This is a genomic window from Williamsia sp. Y721 (assembly GCF_059683565.1).
The window spans coordinates 920,648-933,843 of the sequence record NZ_JCASNH010000002.1 but is presented as its reverse complement, the minus strand read 5'-3'; the positions used below and the strand labels follow the sequence as shown (position 1 = coordinate 933,843).

Annotated in this window: 15 protein-coding genes; 7 read left to right on the top strand and 8 right to left on the bottom strand. The window is 62.6% G+C overall.

What is annotated here, in order from left to right; translation table 11 throughout:
* Nucleotides 1-65 precede the first annotated feature (65 nt).
* Complete coding sequence (ku, locus tag AC56PL_RS13180; protein WP_497154093.1) at nt 66-1,001, bottom strand: non-homologous end joining protein Ku; 936 nt, start codon at nt 999-1,001, stop codon at nt 66-68.
* A 62-nt stretch (nt 1,002-1,063) separates the two neighbouring features.
* Here ku and AC56PL_RS13175 point away from each other — a divergent pair, with 62 nt between their 5' ends.
* Nucleotides 1,064-3,421, top strand: a complete 2,358-nt coding sequence (locus AC56PL_RS13175) for an ATP-dependent DNA ligase (protein WP_497154092.1) — start codon at nt 1,064-1,066, stop codon at nt 3,419-3,421.
* Between the two features lie 120 nt (nt 3,422-3,541).
* Nucleotides 3,542-4,297: a metallophosphoesterase gene (locus AC56PL_RS13170; protein WP_495514112.1), complete on the top strand. Its 756-nt coding sequence runs from the start codon at nt 3,542-3,544 to the stop codon at nt 4,295-4,297.
* 13 nt (nt 4,298-4,310) lie between these two features.
* Here the strand turns inward: AC56PL_RS13170 and AC56PL_RS13165 are convergent, their stop codons facing one another.
* The gene (locus tag AC56PL_RS13165) at nt 4,311-5,237 is read right to left on the bottom strand and encodes an ElyC/SanA/YdcF family protein (protein ID WP_495514111.1); all 927 of its coding nucleotides are present in this window, start codon (nt 5,235-5,237) and stop codon (nt 4,311-4,313) included.
* Nucleotides 5,238-5,393: 156 nt separating this feature from the next.
* Here AC56PL_RS13165 and AC56PL_RS13160 point away from each other — a divergent pair, with 156 nt between their 5' ends.
* Nucleotides 5,394-5,906 carry an LURP-one-related family protein gene (locus tag AC56PL_RS13160; protein ID WP_495514110.1) on the top strand — a complete coding sequence of 171 codons (513 nt, stop codon included), beginning with the start codon at nt 5,394-5,396 and terminating at the stop codon, nt 5,904-5,906.
* Nucleotides 5,907-5,910: 4 nt separating this feature from the next.
* Here the strand turns inward: AC56PL_RS13160 and AC56PL_RS13155 are convergent, their stop codons facing one another.
* Nucleotides 5,911-6,204 (bottom strand): hypothetical protein, encoded by a 294-nt coding sequence (locus tag AC56PL_RS13155; RefSeq protein ID WP_497154091.1) that lies wholly within the window; start codon nt 6,202-6,204, stop codon nt 5,911-5,913.
* Between the two features lie 615 nt (nt 6,205-6,819).
* Between AC56PL_RS13155 and AC56PL_RS13150 the strand changes: the two genes are divergently transcribed.
* The 4 genes from AC56PL_RS13150 (at nt 6,820) to AC56PL_RS13135 (ending at nt 8,612) form a co-directional block, all read left to right on the top strand.
* The gene (locus tag AC56PL_RS13150) at nt 6,820-7,152 is read left to right on the top strand and encodes a hypothetical protein (RefSeq protein ID WP_497154090.1); all 333 of its coding nucleotides are present in this window, start codon (nt 6,820-6,822) and stop codon (nt 7,150-7,152) included.
* 12 nt (nt 7,153-7,164) lie between these two features.
* Nucleotides 7,165-7,650, top strand: coding sequence for a GreA/GreB family elongation factor (locus AC56PL_RS13145; protein WP_495514107.1), 486 nt, complete (start codon nt 7,165-7,167; stop codon nt 7,648-7,650).
* 49 nt (nt 7,651-7,699) lie between these two features.
* The gene (locus tag AC56PL_RS13140; RefSeq protein WP_495514106.1) at nt 7,700-8,257 is read left to right on the top strand and encodes a hypothetical protein; all 558 of its coding nucleotides are present in this window, start codon (nt 7,700-7,702) and stop codon (nt 8,255-8,257) included.
* 175 nt (nt 8,258-8,432) lie between these two features.
* On the top strand, nt 8,433-8,612 hold the full coding sequence (locus AC56PL_RS13135; protein WP_497154310.1) for a hypothetical protein: 180 nt from the start codon (nt 8,433-8,435) through the stop codon (nt 8,610-8,612).
* 89 nt (nt 8,613-8,701) lie between these two features.
* Here the strand turns inward: AC56PL_RS13135 and AC56PL_RS13130 are convergent, their stop codons facing one another.
* The 5 genes from AC56PL_RS13130 to sigK all read right to left on the bottom strand — a co-directional run bounded on the left by AC56PL_RS13130 (nt 8,702) and on the right by sigK (nt 13,189).
* Nucleotides 8,702-10,144: an NAD(P)(+) transhydrogenase (Re/Si-specific) subunit beta gene (locus AC56PL_RS13130; protein ID WP_495514105.1), complete on the bottom strand. Its 1,443-nt coding sequence runs from the start codon at nt 10,142-10,144 to the stop codon at nt 8,702-8,704.
* Complete coding sequence (locus tag AC56PL_RS13125) at nt 10,141-10,485, bottom strand: proton-translocating transhydrogenase family protein (RefSeq protein WP_495515981.1); 345 nt, start codon at nt 10,483-10,485, stop codon at nt 10,141-10,143. The genes AC56PL_RS13130 and AC56PL_RS13125 overlap by 4 nt, the downstream gene beginning before the upstream one ends.
* 1 nt (nt 10,486) lies before the next feature.
* Complete coding sequence (locus tag AC56PL_RS13120) at nt 10,487-11,575, bottom strand: Re/Si-specific NAD(P)(+) transhydrogenase subunit alpha (protein ID WP_497154089.1); 1,089 nt, start codon at nt 11,573-11,575, stop codon at nt 10,487-10,489.
* A gap of 257 nt (nt 11,576-11,832) precedes the next feature.
* On the bottom strand, nt 11,833-12,615 hold the full coding sequence (locus AC56PL_RS13115; RefSeq protein WP_497154088.1) for an anti-sigma factor: 783 nt from the start codon (nt 12,613-12,615) through the stop codon (nt 11,833-11,835).
* Nucleotides 12,608-13,189, bottom strand: a complete 582-nt coding sequence (gene sigK, locus AC56PL_RS13110) for an ECF RNA polymerase sigma factor SigK (RefSeq protein ID WP_495515980.1) — start codon at nt 13,187-13,189, stop codon at nt 12,608-12,610. Before sigK ends, AC56PL_RS13115 begins: the two co-directional genes overlap by 8 nt.
* Nucleotides 13,190-13,196 lie beyond the last annotated feature (7 nt).

Here is a 13,196-nt window from a genome sequence, read left to right as displayed (position 1 = left end):
GGCTCGTGTTGGTCGATCTGTCCAGATTGCCAGAAACCCCGACCGGGGGCGTAGGGCGCCGAAGCTCAGCCGGCCTTGCGCTTGGCCGGGGCCTTCTTCGCTGCGGTCTTCTTCGCGGCCGTTTTCTTCGCCGGGGCCTTCTTCGCCGGGGCTTTCTTGGCCGCCGCCTTTGCGGGCGCTTTCTTCGCCGAACCCTCGTCGTCGTCGTCCGTGGACGACCCACCGCGGTCCTTCACCGACGCCCGCAGCGCCGCGAGCAGGTCGGCGACCTCCGAGTCGTCGCCCTCCTCCTCGTCCTTGGTCTCCGGTCCGGTGAACGCCTCGGTCCCCTCGGCCTTCGCCTCGATGAGCTTGCTCAGCTCTTCTTGATAGGTGTCCTCATATTGGGTCGGGTCGAAGTCGCCCGACATCGACTCGATGAGCGAGGCGGCCATCTGGAGTTCTTGCGGCTTGAGGTCGGGCGATTCGTCGAGAGACGGGAACGCCGCCTCCCGTACTTCGTCCGGCCACAGCAGGGTCTGCAACGTCAGGACGTCACCGACCACTCGGAGCGCCGCCAGTCGCGTACGGTTCCGGAGCGTGAACGTGGCGATGGCCAGCCGGTCCGTCTTCTTCAGGGCCTCGCGCATGAGCGCGTATGCCTTGGGCGACTTACTCGCCGGCTCCAGGTAATAAGGTTTGTCGAAATAGATCGGGTCGACCTGGTCGATCGGCACGAAGTCGGTGATCGCGATCTCGGGGCTGCGCTGCACCGGGAGTTCGGACAGATCATCTTTGGTGAGAACCACGGTCTGACCGGTGTCGCTCTCGTACGCATTGGCTATCCGCGAGAACTCGACCTCATCGTCGGTGCCCTCACGAACCTTGCGGTATCGGATGCGGGTGCCGTCCTTCGAATCGACCTGGTGCGACGTACGGTCATGGCTCTCCGTCGCGGAGTAGACCTTGACCGGCACATTCACCAGGCCAAAGCTGAGATCGCCCTTCCAAATCGAACGCATATCGCCATTGTGCAGGTATTGAGCATTTGACGCAGCCCCCTGCGGCGATGAAAAGTCGTGGCATGCCCAGGCGCGACACACTCGAGGTCGACGGACACAGCATTGCCATCACCCACCTCGACAAGGTGATCTATCCCGCGACCGGCACGATCAAGGCCCAGGTCATCGAGTACTACAGCGCGATCGCCGACGTGATGTTGCCGCACATCCGCGACCGGCCGGTGACCCGAAAACGGTGGCCCGACGGCGTCGAATCCACTCCGTTCTTCGAAAAGAACCTGCCTGACCATGCTCCGAAATGGATTGGCCGGGCACGGCTCGGGCACAGTGATCGGGACGTGGTGTACCCGGTGCTGTCGTCTCGGGCCGAGTTGGTCTGGCTGGCTCAGCAGGCAGCACTCGAATTGCATGTCCCGCAATGGACCCTCGCCAACTCGCCAGGACGGGACGACGCGTCGTACAAGGCGGACCGGCTCACCGATCGAGTTGTGCTCGATCTGGATCCGGGTCCCGATGTGTCGCTGTTCGACTGCGCGAAGGTCGCGTTGCGGGTCAAGGAGATGCTCGACGCCATCGGCCTGCCGTGTTTCCCGGTGACCAGTGGATCCAAGGGCATCCATGTGTATTTCACGCTGAAAACGGTGATCTCATCGGATTCCGCGCGCAAGGTTGCCAAGCAGATAGCCACCGGGCTGCAGTCCGAGAGCCCCGATCTGGTGACCGCGCAGATGACCAAATCGGTGCGAGGCGGGCGGGTGTTCGTGGACTGGAGCCAGAACAGCGCGTCGAAGACCACCCTGGCCCCCTACTCGATGCGCGGCCGCGAACAGCCCTGCGTGGCCGCACCGCGACTCTGGGAAGAACTGGAAGACAAAGATATCCGGCATATCTTGTTCGATGAGATGGCCGACCGGATCGACACGTACGGTGACCTGCTGGCCGATCTCGAGAACACGTCGGCAGCGCAGCCACTGCCGACATCACCGACATCACCGACATCACCGGCGACACCGGTCGTCGATCTCGGCGCGTACCGCCGCAAACGCGACGAGCGCAAGACCCCGGAGCCGTTCGGGGACAGTCGCTCCGATGCCGATCGCAGTACCGAACCCATGTTCGTGATCCAGGAGCATCACGCCCGTCGCCTGCACTACGACTTCCGCCTCGAGCGTGACGGTGTCCTGGTGTCCTGGGCGGTCCCCAAAAACCTTCCGCTGGAAGGTGACAAGAATCGACTGGCGGTCCAGACCGAGGATCACCCGATCGACTACGCCGACTTCTCGGGTGACATCCCGTCCGGCGAATACGGTGGCGGTCATGTGGAGATCTGGGATCGGGGTACCTACGAGACCGAGAAGTGGCGGGACAGCGAGATCATCGTCCGGCTGCACGGCGAACGCATCCAGGGCCGTTACGCGCTGATCAAGACCGGCGACAAGAACTGGTTGGCCCACTTGATGTCCGACGAAGCACGCCCGATCATGCCCGACAGTCTGCGTGATCCGCGGCCGATGCTCGCCACCGACGAGACCATCGAGCACTTCACCGACGACAAGTGGGCCTTCGAGGGCAAATGGGACGGTTACCGAATTCTGTTGCGCTACATCGATGGAAAGCTCCGGTTGACGTCACGTTCGGGCATCGACATGACCGCGGACTTCCCCCAGATCCACACGGTCACCGATGATCTGGGACTGCTCGATGTGGTGCTCGACGGTGAGATGGTGGTATTCGACGAGCAGGGACGCACCAACTTCACCCAGCTCGCCGGCCGCAACAACTCCGGAGACCTCGACGTCAAACTCCTGCTGTTCGACATCCTGTATCTCAACGGCTCGTCGCTGCTTCGACACACCTGGCAGGACCGGCGCGCACTGCTCGAGGAGATCGGCAAGGCGTTCTCGTCCGATGCGCCCGTGCAGGTTCCACCCCTTCTGCCCGGACCGGGGTCGGATGCCATCGCCCACAGTCGTGAGCGCGGATGGGAAGGTGTTGTCGCCAAGCGGCGCGACTCGACCTACCAGCAAGGCCGACGCTCCAAGACGTGGCTCAAGCAGAAGAACTGGAGCGACATCGAGGTGGTGATCGGCGGTTGGCGACCAGGCAAAGGTGGTCGCAGCAACCGGATCGGCTCACTGTTGATGGGCCTGCCCGAGGAGACCGGGCTGCGCTACGTCGGCCGGGTCGGGACCGGATTCACAGATTCCCAACTCGACGCCCTGCTCGCCGAGCTGGAGCCCTTGCGCCGCAAGACTTCACCGTTCCTGGGTCACCTCGATCGCCCCGTCGAGATGGACGCGGTGTGGGTTCTGCCCAAACTCGTTGCCGATGTGAGGTTCATGGACTGGACCAGCACGGGTCACCTACGTCACCCCTCCTGGCGCGGTATCCGCCGGGACAAGCTACCCGGCGACCTCTGAGAGCAGGAAGGCAGCACGGCTGCACGTGCCCAGAATCTTCGAGCGAGCTACGGTATTTACGGGTTCCGATGGCCGCCCTGCGCCCCGCGGGAACCCACAGCCGCACCAAAAGGAGTCCACGTGCTCGTAGTCGCGCACATCAGCGATCTTCACTTCAACGGAACCGCCGCAAAGCGCGACCGGATCCAAGCTGTGCTCGATTACATCAATTCCAGAGCCGACGGCATCGACGCATTACTGGTGACGGGCGACATCACCGACAACGGTCTGGCTTCCGAATACAAAGAAGCGGGCGAAACGCTGCACAGTCCGCTGCCGACCCTGATCTGCCCGGGAAATCACGACTCCCGCGACGAGTTCAACCAGACCTTCCTGGCCGACGAGCTCTCCCTGCGCAGTACCGACCACACCGCGCCGCTCAATTTCTCTCGGACGATCGCAGGCACATTGTTCCTGATCTGCGACAGCTCCATCCCCGGCGAGAACGGGGGTTACCTGACCGACGAGACCCTCGCCTGGATGGACGAGCAGATATCCGCGGCCGGACCGCAGGTTCCGGTGTTCGTTGCGTTCCACCATCCGCCGGTTGTGCTGCAGATGCCGATGATGGACACCATCCGGCAGACCGGGGAAGAGCGGTTGGCCGCACTGGTCGAGCGGCATCCGAACATCACCATGTTCATGTGTGGACACGCCCACACCGGCGCCGTGACCACCTTTGCCGGACGGCCACTGTGCCTGGCCCCTGGCGTGTCCTCGACCCTCAATCTGCCGTTCGAAGGGGCCGATGTGGTCAACGAGACACAGCCTGCCGGGTTGGCGTTCCACACATACGCCGATGGCCGTGTGATCAGCCACTTCCGTTCGGTTCAGTGATGAGACGCCGCGATCATGCGGCGGAACGGGCCGCCTTGATGCGGTCCGACGGCAGGCCGAGGATGTCGGTCGCATCGATGTAGATGTCCCGCTGATCGACTTTCGCGGGCACGGACAGGTTGCCGATCAGTTCTCGGGTCGACGTGGTCGCCGACACCACCGGTATCCCGGCGACAACCAGGTCGGCCGCAGCGCGCCGAACCTGATCCGGTGAGGTCACCACCACCACATTCGCCAGGCTCAGCGCCCTGGCCATTGCAGCGCAGGCCACCGCACTCTGCGCCAGGGAGTGGGCTGCTGAGTCGACATGGAGACGGGCAGCGGCGATACCGTGGTCAACCAGCCAGGTCCGCATCACGTCGGCCTCGCGTTGTCCGCGGGCGTTGGCGCCCCCGGAGATGATCACCGCAGATTCGTGGGCGACGATCGCCTGGCTCCAGGCGGCGAACAGCCTGCTGGCCGTCTCGGCGGTGGGTGTTCCGTCTGGGTTCAGGCCGGCTCCGAGAACCACGATCCCGGTCGTCTTCCCATGCAGGCCCGGCACCGGATTCGGGCCAACGACCACCCCGCGGCCGATGCCGGCGAGCACCTCGCGAATCCGTCCCTGCAAGGCGCGATCATAGGTCCCCAGGGCGGCCAGTGCCGCCTGGGTCGCCCGTGCATCACCGCTGTAGTCGGACCAGATCGCCTGCAGCGCAAGCGCATCGGTGTCGGAGGGGCTGGCCACCAGAAGCTGTCGGAGTGCATTGAGCCCCAACGGCACCTCACCGCGGCGGAACTGGAGCTGGGCAGAGTTGTACAGGTTCGCCGTGTCCGTCCCGGACATCACCGGCGACACCGCGGTCGGCGCGTTCATGACGGTCGGGATCAGCGCGACCGCCCCGGTCGACATCCCGATGGCAGCGGCCGCGGCCACCAGCGCTCTATTCACTCGCGCCACACGCGCACCACTTGTCACACTGGCCACAATAGGCGCTCAATGCCACGGGACCACATTCAAGCGGTCTCAGCTCGATAACGCCCCCGCCCATCGGCCCCTGACCTCATCCACATCGGGTGATGCCGGAAACACCCCGTCCGGGCACCATCGGTTGTCATGGGCCTGTTCAACCGTTCTCACGAAGACAAACCTGCCGCGATCCGCTACCAGATGCGCGAGAAATTGCTGTCCATCGGCGACGACTACTGGATCGAGAACAGCGCCGGAGAGAAGGTCTTCAAGGTCAACGGCAAGGCGATTCGCTTCCGGCAGACATTCATCCTCGAAGACAGCCGGGGCGCCGAACTCGCGAAGATTCAAGAACGCAAGTTCAGCGTCCGGGACAAGATGCATATCCAACGTGGGGACTCAGAGGCCACCGTGCACAAGGCCATGCTCGGGATCCGGGATCGGTACACGATCGATCCGGATTCCGGGCCGGACCTCAAAGCCAAGGGCAACTTCGTCGACCATGAGTACGAGATCGAACGCGACGGCGACACCATCGCCACGATCTCCAAGAAGTGGTTCCGGCTCCGGGATACCTACGGTGTGGAGATCGCCGCGAACGAAGATCAGGCGTTCATCCTCGCCATCACCGTGTGCATCGACGAGTTGTCCCGCGGCTGAGCGTTCAGCAGGTGCTTGATCTCAGCTTGCCGCCCTCTAATGATCGGCCGCGTAGCTCGAGCGCGTCGTGCGCCAGGCCGATATATGTATGGGCCGTCGATATCCCGGCCTGGTAACCCACGCTGTACTCAGCGACACCGGGCGGGACACCGCTGCCTCGTTCCTGATCGAGGCGACCCTCGATGATCTGCAATGCCGCGAGCTCCCAGCGGTGACGTGTGGCCGGGTTCTGTTCGACGAGTGGTGTTGTCGGAGCCCCGGCGAGCTGGTCGAGGACGCACAGGCGCGCAAAGCCCATACCCGCGCCATGCCCACGCCGATATTCTTCCGGCTCATCCCTCCCGCAAGCAGTGGCCGAAAAGTGTTCATGCAATGAGGTCAGCATTTCCGTAAGCGTTCTCTCACGACTGGGCGCGTCAGGCATTTTTGCGCTTCCGCATAATAGATCCACTTTCCGCCACCCTTTTATTTTCGCGCTGCGCTTTCATTGCAATTCGCTTTTTCTTCGCCGTTGTCTTCTTTTCAGTCGCCATCGACATCTCCTTGTGGTCCGTAGCACATCAGCGACCATCAGGCCGCTCACCTCCAGACCATAGCCAAGCCCACAGGAAGGTCAAGTTTCTCCATACTGTCCTGTGGGACTGCAACACAGTAGATTTCAGGATCTGATCCGGGACAAATTGACCGGACTGGCTTTTATTTTTTTATGGGCTAGAGTCCATTGGACCGAGTGCGATCGGAGAAGGAGTGAGGATGCGCCGTGAAAACGGTACTGATGGAGGTTCGCTTTCGGGTGTGTGCCACACCCCGGCGGGCCCAGCGCTTTTTTGACCACGTCGCCGACGTCGTTTCTTCTACGCTTCCCGAACGAGTACAGCGCTACCAATTAGTGCAGCAAACAGATTCTGTACTCTTGCGGCGCCAATGGGAACGCCTCAACGGCACTTTGGCCCTCGCCCCACCCCAGACGCAAGACATCGGGTACGGACTCCACGATCCGACCGGACGCCTGACGGCGCAAAAGGTCGAGAGCATCGCCAACGACGCGCTCGCCGACCTGGCGTCGCAGCGCTCACACGGCGACAGGGCACAAGAATGCGTGCCGTGGATCCTGACTTTGAACGCCGCCACCGACCGCGCCTCACACGAGGCGATCACGGAGCGATATCCACCGTTGGACGTCGGGCCGCTGCGCAGAACACACCCGAGAATCGCGATCTCCGGGCGCCACAAAACAAACCACTAAGGAACACCCATCATGACCACCACCGATCCGTCCTGGATCAGCGCTGCCACGCGCGAGCGTCTCGAAAATGAAGTGGCACAACTCTATCGAGAACGCGATGCGGCGTCTGCCGACCTCATCAAGCATCGGAACATGGGCGATCTGGACAACAATGACGCATATCACCGAGCGGTCGGAGCACTGGATCACGTCAATACCCGAATCGCGCGGACTCATGCCGTCCTGGCCACCGCAACAACGACCACCACAGACGACGGCACCGTACAGCCGGGCTCGATCGTGACAGTCCAGTTCGACCACGATCATTCCGACACCGACACATTCCTGCTCGGGATGCCCGAGGAACACGAGACCGGAAGGCTGCAGGTGTGCTCACCCGAATCGCCACTCGGGCGGGCGATTCGAGGAGCCCGACTCGGTGACGACTGCCGGTTTCTTCTGCCAACCGGAAGACATTGCACCGCAACAATTATCGCAAACACGCCCTATACCGCCTAGGCAATCTCGAACGCCACGGAATTCGGCCCCTATCCCCGAAGGGGGAATCATGCAGATTGCAGTCTCTCCCCGTATACCCGGTGGACCGTTGCAGCGACCTCACCACGAACCGGTGTTGTTGGTGGGACCCTCCGGCGGATTGAACGCGGCTGTCCGCCGCGCGCTGGCCGATCACGGCGTGACCGCCACCGATGATCCCCGCGATTTGCTGACACCCGAGGCGGGCGAAGCACTTGTCATCGTCACCACCAACACCCCGGCCACGCCCCGGCGCCGAGGGTTCGGCAGGTGGCGTGAATACGTGGTCCGCCAGGCCGCCGAAGACCGTCTCACCGAGGTCGTGGTCGACGCGGCGAGCACCGTATCAGGGGCGCGCGTTCTCCTACTCTGCGATACGTCCGACGCAGCGTCGTCACGAGCTGCGATTCGGGCAACCAGGCAACTGGGCCAACGTATGGCGTACGAGTGTGCATTGAACGGTGCACCCATCAGTTCCACGACCTACGTGGTGATCGACGATGCAACACCTTCCATCACCGCCATCAACGCAGCTGTGACCTGGTACTTCACCCACCAGACGCCGGCGATCGAGGATCGACCATACTGAGCGAACCCACTTCACGGGCACCTCCGGACGGACCTCTATGACCGTTTCCCCGCCGGTTTTCAGAGCACTCGCGGGAGACGTTCGACGGCATGCTCGACCTGTGTACCGACATCGCCGTCAAATGCTTTGCCCCGCATAACAAGAAGTCCGATCAGAACGAGCCACAAATCGGCCCATGCGCCTGTCAGAGCCGCAGGCAGGATCGTCGCTTGCCGACATCACCGCCACGATCGATCGCGCCGGAGAGCGTGCCCAGTACTTCTGCCGCTATGAATTACCGAAGACCAACCCGCAATTCGACCTGCTGGCAGCACTGGACCGCACCACCCTCGACACCGATCCCGGCTGGTTCTGACCCGCCACCCACGTGAATTCACACCGCCCACCTGAGGTTTCAGGTGGGCGGTGCGAATTCGGGTGGAGCTGTGGGCCGCAGCCCATTTGTTACAGCGCTTTGAGTTCTTCGATGATCAGGCCCACCGATTTCTTGGCGTCCCCGAACAACATCGACGTACCCGGCAGCGTGAACAGGGGGTTGTCGATACCGGCGTAACCCGAGGCCATACCGCGCTTGAGGACGATCACCGAACGGGACTGATCGACATTGAGGATCGGCATCCCGTGAATCGGGGATGACGGGTCATTGCGCGCGGCCGGGTTGGTGACATCGTTGGCGCCGATGACCAGGGTGACATCGGTGCGCGAGAACTCGCCGTTGATGTCGTCCATTTCCTTCATCGCGTCGTACTCGACATCAGCTTCGGCGAGAAGGACATTCATGTGTCCGGGCATACGACCGGCGACCGGGTGAATGGCGTACTTCACCTCTACGCCCTTCTCCTCCAGGATCGAGGCCATGTCCTTGACAGCGTGCTGAGCCTGCGCCACTGCGAGTCCGTAACCGGGGACCACGATCACCTGCCCGGCATACGCCATCTGGATGGCCGCATCAGCGGCAGAGGTGGCCTTGACCGTGCCCTGCTCACCGGCCGGACCGGCAACCCCGGCCGCTCCGCCACCACCGAACGAACCGAACACGATCGCCGGGATCGACCGGTTCATCGCCGTGGCCATCAGGTTCGTCAAGATCGAACCCGATGCGCCGACGATCATGCCTGCCACGATCATCGCCGTGTTGTTCAACGCCAGACCCGCTGCCGCAGCGGACAACCCGGTCAATGCGTTGAGCAGAGAGATCACCACCGGCATATCGGCGCCGCCGATCGGCAACACCACGAACAGACCCATCACACCGGCAGCAACCAGCACCAGCACAATCCACCACTGCGAGCTGCCCTCACCCGGGCTGGCGTTGACGCCGATGAACACACACGCCGCGAGCGCCACCAACAACAGGACGATGTTCGCAACCTGGAAGATCTTGGCGTTCTTGACGAATGCCTTCTCGACCTTCTTGTTCATCAACTCTTGCAACTTGAGGAAGGCGATCAACGAACCCCAGAACGACACCGAACCGATGATCGCCGCGAACAGCGATCCGATCACGATGTGAATGGTCGGTGATTCGCCATGCTTGAACTCGGAAAACCCTGCGGTCTCGATGAACTCGGCCCATGCGATCAACGCGACCGTGCCGCCGCCGACACCGTTGAACAAAGCAACCAGCTGTGGCATCGCGGTCATCTTGGTGCGCTTGGCAGGCGGCACACCCAAGATCACACCGATCGCCAGACCGGCCACGATCAGAATCCAGTTGATGGCGTAGGTATCGCGGATCTCGATCAACGTCGCGATCACCGCCAACCCCATGCCGGCAGCAGCAATCCAGTTACCGCGGACCGCGGTCTTGGGCCCGGTCAGGCCCGATAAACCCAGAATGAACAGCGAAAACGCAACAATATAAAGAATATTGACCAGATTGTTCACTTCTGGACTCCCTCAGACGACCCGGCTGCATCTTTTTCGTTCAGCGGAGCCTTCTTGCTCTTGAACATTCCCAACATGCGGTCGGTGACCAAGAAGCCGCCCACCACATTCAGGGTTCCGAAGATCAACGCGACGAAAGCGATGATGCGCACACCCCACGGAGCATCATCGGGCAAGCGGCCCAACACGATCAGGGCACCGAGGACAACGACGCCGTGAATGGCGTTGGTGCCGGACATCAATGGCGTGTGCAGGGTGTTGGGCACCTTGGAGATGACCGCGAAGCCAACAAACCCGGCCAGCACGAGAATCGCGATATTCGCGAGAAGTCCCGAATACATATCAGGCACCTGCCTTCTGTGTTTCGCGCGTGACACAGGCCGCGGCGAGGATTTCGTCGTCGAAATCGGGAATGATCTTGCCGTCCTCGCCGAGCATCAACTCGATCAGCGCAAGAATGTTTTTCGAATACAGCTCGGACGCGTGCTCGGGCATACCCGCCGGAAGATTGAGCGGTGAGCAGATCATCACGTCATGTTTGATCACCTCTTGGCCCGGTTCGGTCAACTCACAGTTGCCGCCGGTCTCACCGGCCAGGTCGATCACAACGCTGCCGGGCTTCATGCCCTCCACCGCGCCGGCCGTCACCAGGCGCGGCGCCGGACGACCCGGCACCAACGCGGTCGTGATGACCACGTCGAAACCCTTGATCGCGTTCTCCAGAGCCCGCTGCTGCTGTGCGCGTTCGTCTTCGGTCAGCTCGCGAGCGTATCCGCCTTCACCGGCCGCGTCGATCCCGAGATCGAGCCACTGCCCGCCAACGGACTTCACCTGCTCGGCAACCTCGGGACGCACGTCATAGCCGGTTGTCCGAGCACCCAACCGCTTTGCGGTCGCGAGCGCCTGCAACCCGGCCACACCCACACCCAGCACCAGTACCGTGGCCGGCTTCACCGTTCCGGCGGCAGTGGTCAACATCGGGAAGAACCGGGTCGAGCGCTCTGCCGCCAAGATCACGGCCTTGTAGCCGGCGACGTTGGCCTGCGAGGACAACGCATCCATCGACTGTGCCCGCGAGATACGTGGGATCGCCTCGACAGCGAAGGCCTGCACACCCGCCGACTTCAAAGCACCGATCTGATTCTCGGCATTACGCGGGTTCAAAAAGCCGATCAACGACGAACCCGACGACAACTTTGCGATCTCGGCATCAGTGGGTGCATCGACCTTCACCACCACATCTGCCGACCACGGATCGCCGATCGAGGCACCTGCGGCCACATACAACGCGTCCGGGATCAACGCGCCCAGACCTGCGCCCGACTCCACGACCACCGATACACCCTTGTTCACCAAAGTGGCGGCAACCTTCGGAACCAGCGCAACCCGGCGTTCCCCCTCCGTCGTTTCGCGCACGACACCCACACTCATAGAAGCTCCCTTGTCATGGGGTTGGGCGGTTCGTCGGTGACACCTTCGTCCGACGCCTGCCCACAAATGGCCGATGTGGCACACGACTCACGTGCGCCACATCACTGCGTTGGAACATAGCATGATCAAATGGGCAGGGGCAGTGTGTAACTGAACACAGTTCAGTTACACAACCGTGCCATTAAAGGCTCTTATCCGGTTGCGCAGTTATCTGCGAGTGACCGAGGCGGCCTGGAGTGTTCGGGCGCCCGGCGGTGTCAGAAAGTGACTGCGACGACCGGGTCGCCTGTCGGCGCTGATGACCCGCCCTCGGGTTCGACCGTGACACCGAACTCGTCCGACCCGGACAACCCGTCGACGGCGACGGCCTGACGGCCCGGTGAACCCTGCATCAGCCCGACCGACAGAGGCTCATGATCCTCCCCCATCAGCCACATCTGATACGTCTGGCCTGCTGGGACCGGGGGCAGCCCGTCGGCCAGGACAACCGCTTTGTTCTCGTCGCGCGACGCCACGACGGTGACGCTGGCACCATCACCGATGTCGGCCTGCTTCATCTGCAGGTCCGGCGCCGCCAGCACCTGACTGATCTGCTTGTCCAGGTCACCCTGCGCGACTGGTCCCTCGGCGTCCGGGGCGGTGACCCGGCCGACCATCACTCCGCCGATGATCAATATCAGTGCCGCCGCGACCGCACCGACGGCGATACTCGCCCGCCGACGACGCGATGTGATGTCAACCACATTCGATCGTGACTCGGTGTCGGGCGCCTGTTTCGGCTCATCGGACTCCGGTGCCGCCTCGCGCTGCGGCAACTCGGCCAACAACAGTCCGCGGATCCGCGGTGGCGGCGCGGTGGCGTACTCGGCCGACAGCGAAGCCAGCGCCTCGCGGGTGCTGGTGATCTCCCCGCGGTACCGCTGCCGATCGGCGAGGGGCGCTTCGGCGATCTCACGCTCGACGCGGTCGACCTCATCCGCTTCCAGAGCCCCGAGGGCGAACAGTTCGATGTGTTCGTCGAGCCAACTGTGCTCAGCCATGGGGGTTCGCCTCCAGACACTGCTTCAGGCGACGGAGGCCGTCGCGGATACGTGATTTAACGGTCGGGAGAGCTGCATCGAGTCGCTCTGCTACCTGCCGATATGTCAGGCCCCCATAGTAGGACAGCTCAATACTCTGACGTTGCGTCGAAGTCAGGCTACCCAGGCAGAACACGACGTCATCACGTTCTTCACGGGACACCACGGACTCGGCCACGCTGTCGCTTGGCAGTTCCAGATTGGATACCGAGTAGTCGGTCGATCGCCTGCTGGCTGCTTCCTCGCTGCGAACGCGGTCAACTGCGCGCCGGTGCGCGATGGTCATCATCCAGCTCAGCGCGGAGCCGGAGGCGGGATCGAACCCTTCGGCCTTCTGCCACACCTGCAGGTACACCTCCTGCAGCGTTTCTTCGGCATAACCACGATCTCGTAGAACTCGAAGGATCAACCCGAACACCCGGGCGCTCGTCGCGTCGTACAGGTCGGCAAAAGCCGATCGATCGTGGCCGGCCGTCCGGATCAACAGATCGGCGAGGTCTACCCGCGCTTCGGGAATTCGGTCGGTCACATCCATGACAGTA

Excerpts from the sequence above, each read along its gene's own strand:
- ku (WP_497154093.1), bottom strand. The coding sequence starts at position 1,001 with ATGCGTTCGATTTGGAAGGGCGATCTCAGCTTTGGCCTGGTGAATGTG.
- AC56PL_RS13175 (WP_497154092.1), top strand. The coding sequence starts at position 1,064 with ATGCCCAGGCGCGACACACTCGAGGTCGACGGACACAGCATTGCCATC.
- AC56PL_RS13160 (WP_495514110.1), top strand. The coding sequence starts at position 5,394 with ATGGGCCTGTTCAACCGTTCTCACGAAGACAAACCTGCCGCGATCCGC.
- AC56PL_RS13155 (WP_497154091.1), bottom strand. The coding sequence starts at position 6,204 with ATGGGCTTTGCGCGCCTGTGCGTCCTCGACCAGCTCGCCGGGGCTCCG.
- AC56PL_RS13145 (WP_495514107.1), top strand. The coding sequence starts at position 7,165 with ATGACCACCACCGATCCGTCCTGGATCAGCGCTGCCACGCGCGAGCGT.
- AC56PL_RS13140 (WP_495514106.1), top strand. The coding sequence starts at position 7,700 with ATGCAGATTGCAGTCTCTCCCCGTATACCCGGTGGACCGTTGCAGCGA.
- AC56PL_RS13135 (WP_497154310.1), top strand. The coding sequence starts at position 8,433 with ATGCGCCTGTCAGAGCCGCAGGCAGGATCGTCGCTTGCCGACATCACC.
- AC56PL_RS13125 (WP_495515981.1), bottom strand. The coding sequence starts at position 10,485 with ATGTATTCGGGACTTCTCGCGAATATCGCGATTCTCGTGCTGGCCGGG.
- AC56PL_RS13120 (WP_497154089.1), bottom strand. The coding sequence starts at position 11,575 with ATGAGTGTGGGTGTCGTGCGCGAAACGACGGAGGGGGAACGCCGGGTT.
- AC56PL_RS13115 (WP_497154088.1), bottom strand. The coding sequence starts at position 12,615 with ATGGCTGAGCACAGTTGGCTCGACGAACACATCGAACTGTTCGCCCTC.
- sigK (WP_495515980.1), bottom strand. The coding sequence starts at position 13,189 with ATGGATGTGACCGACCGAATTCCCGAAGCGCGGGTAGACCTCGCCGAT.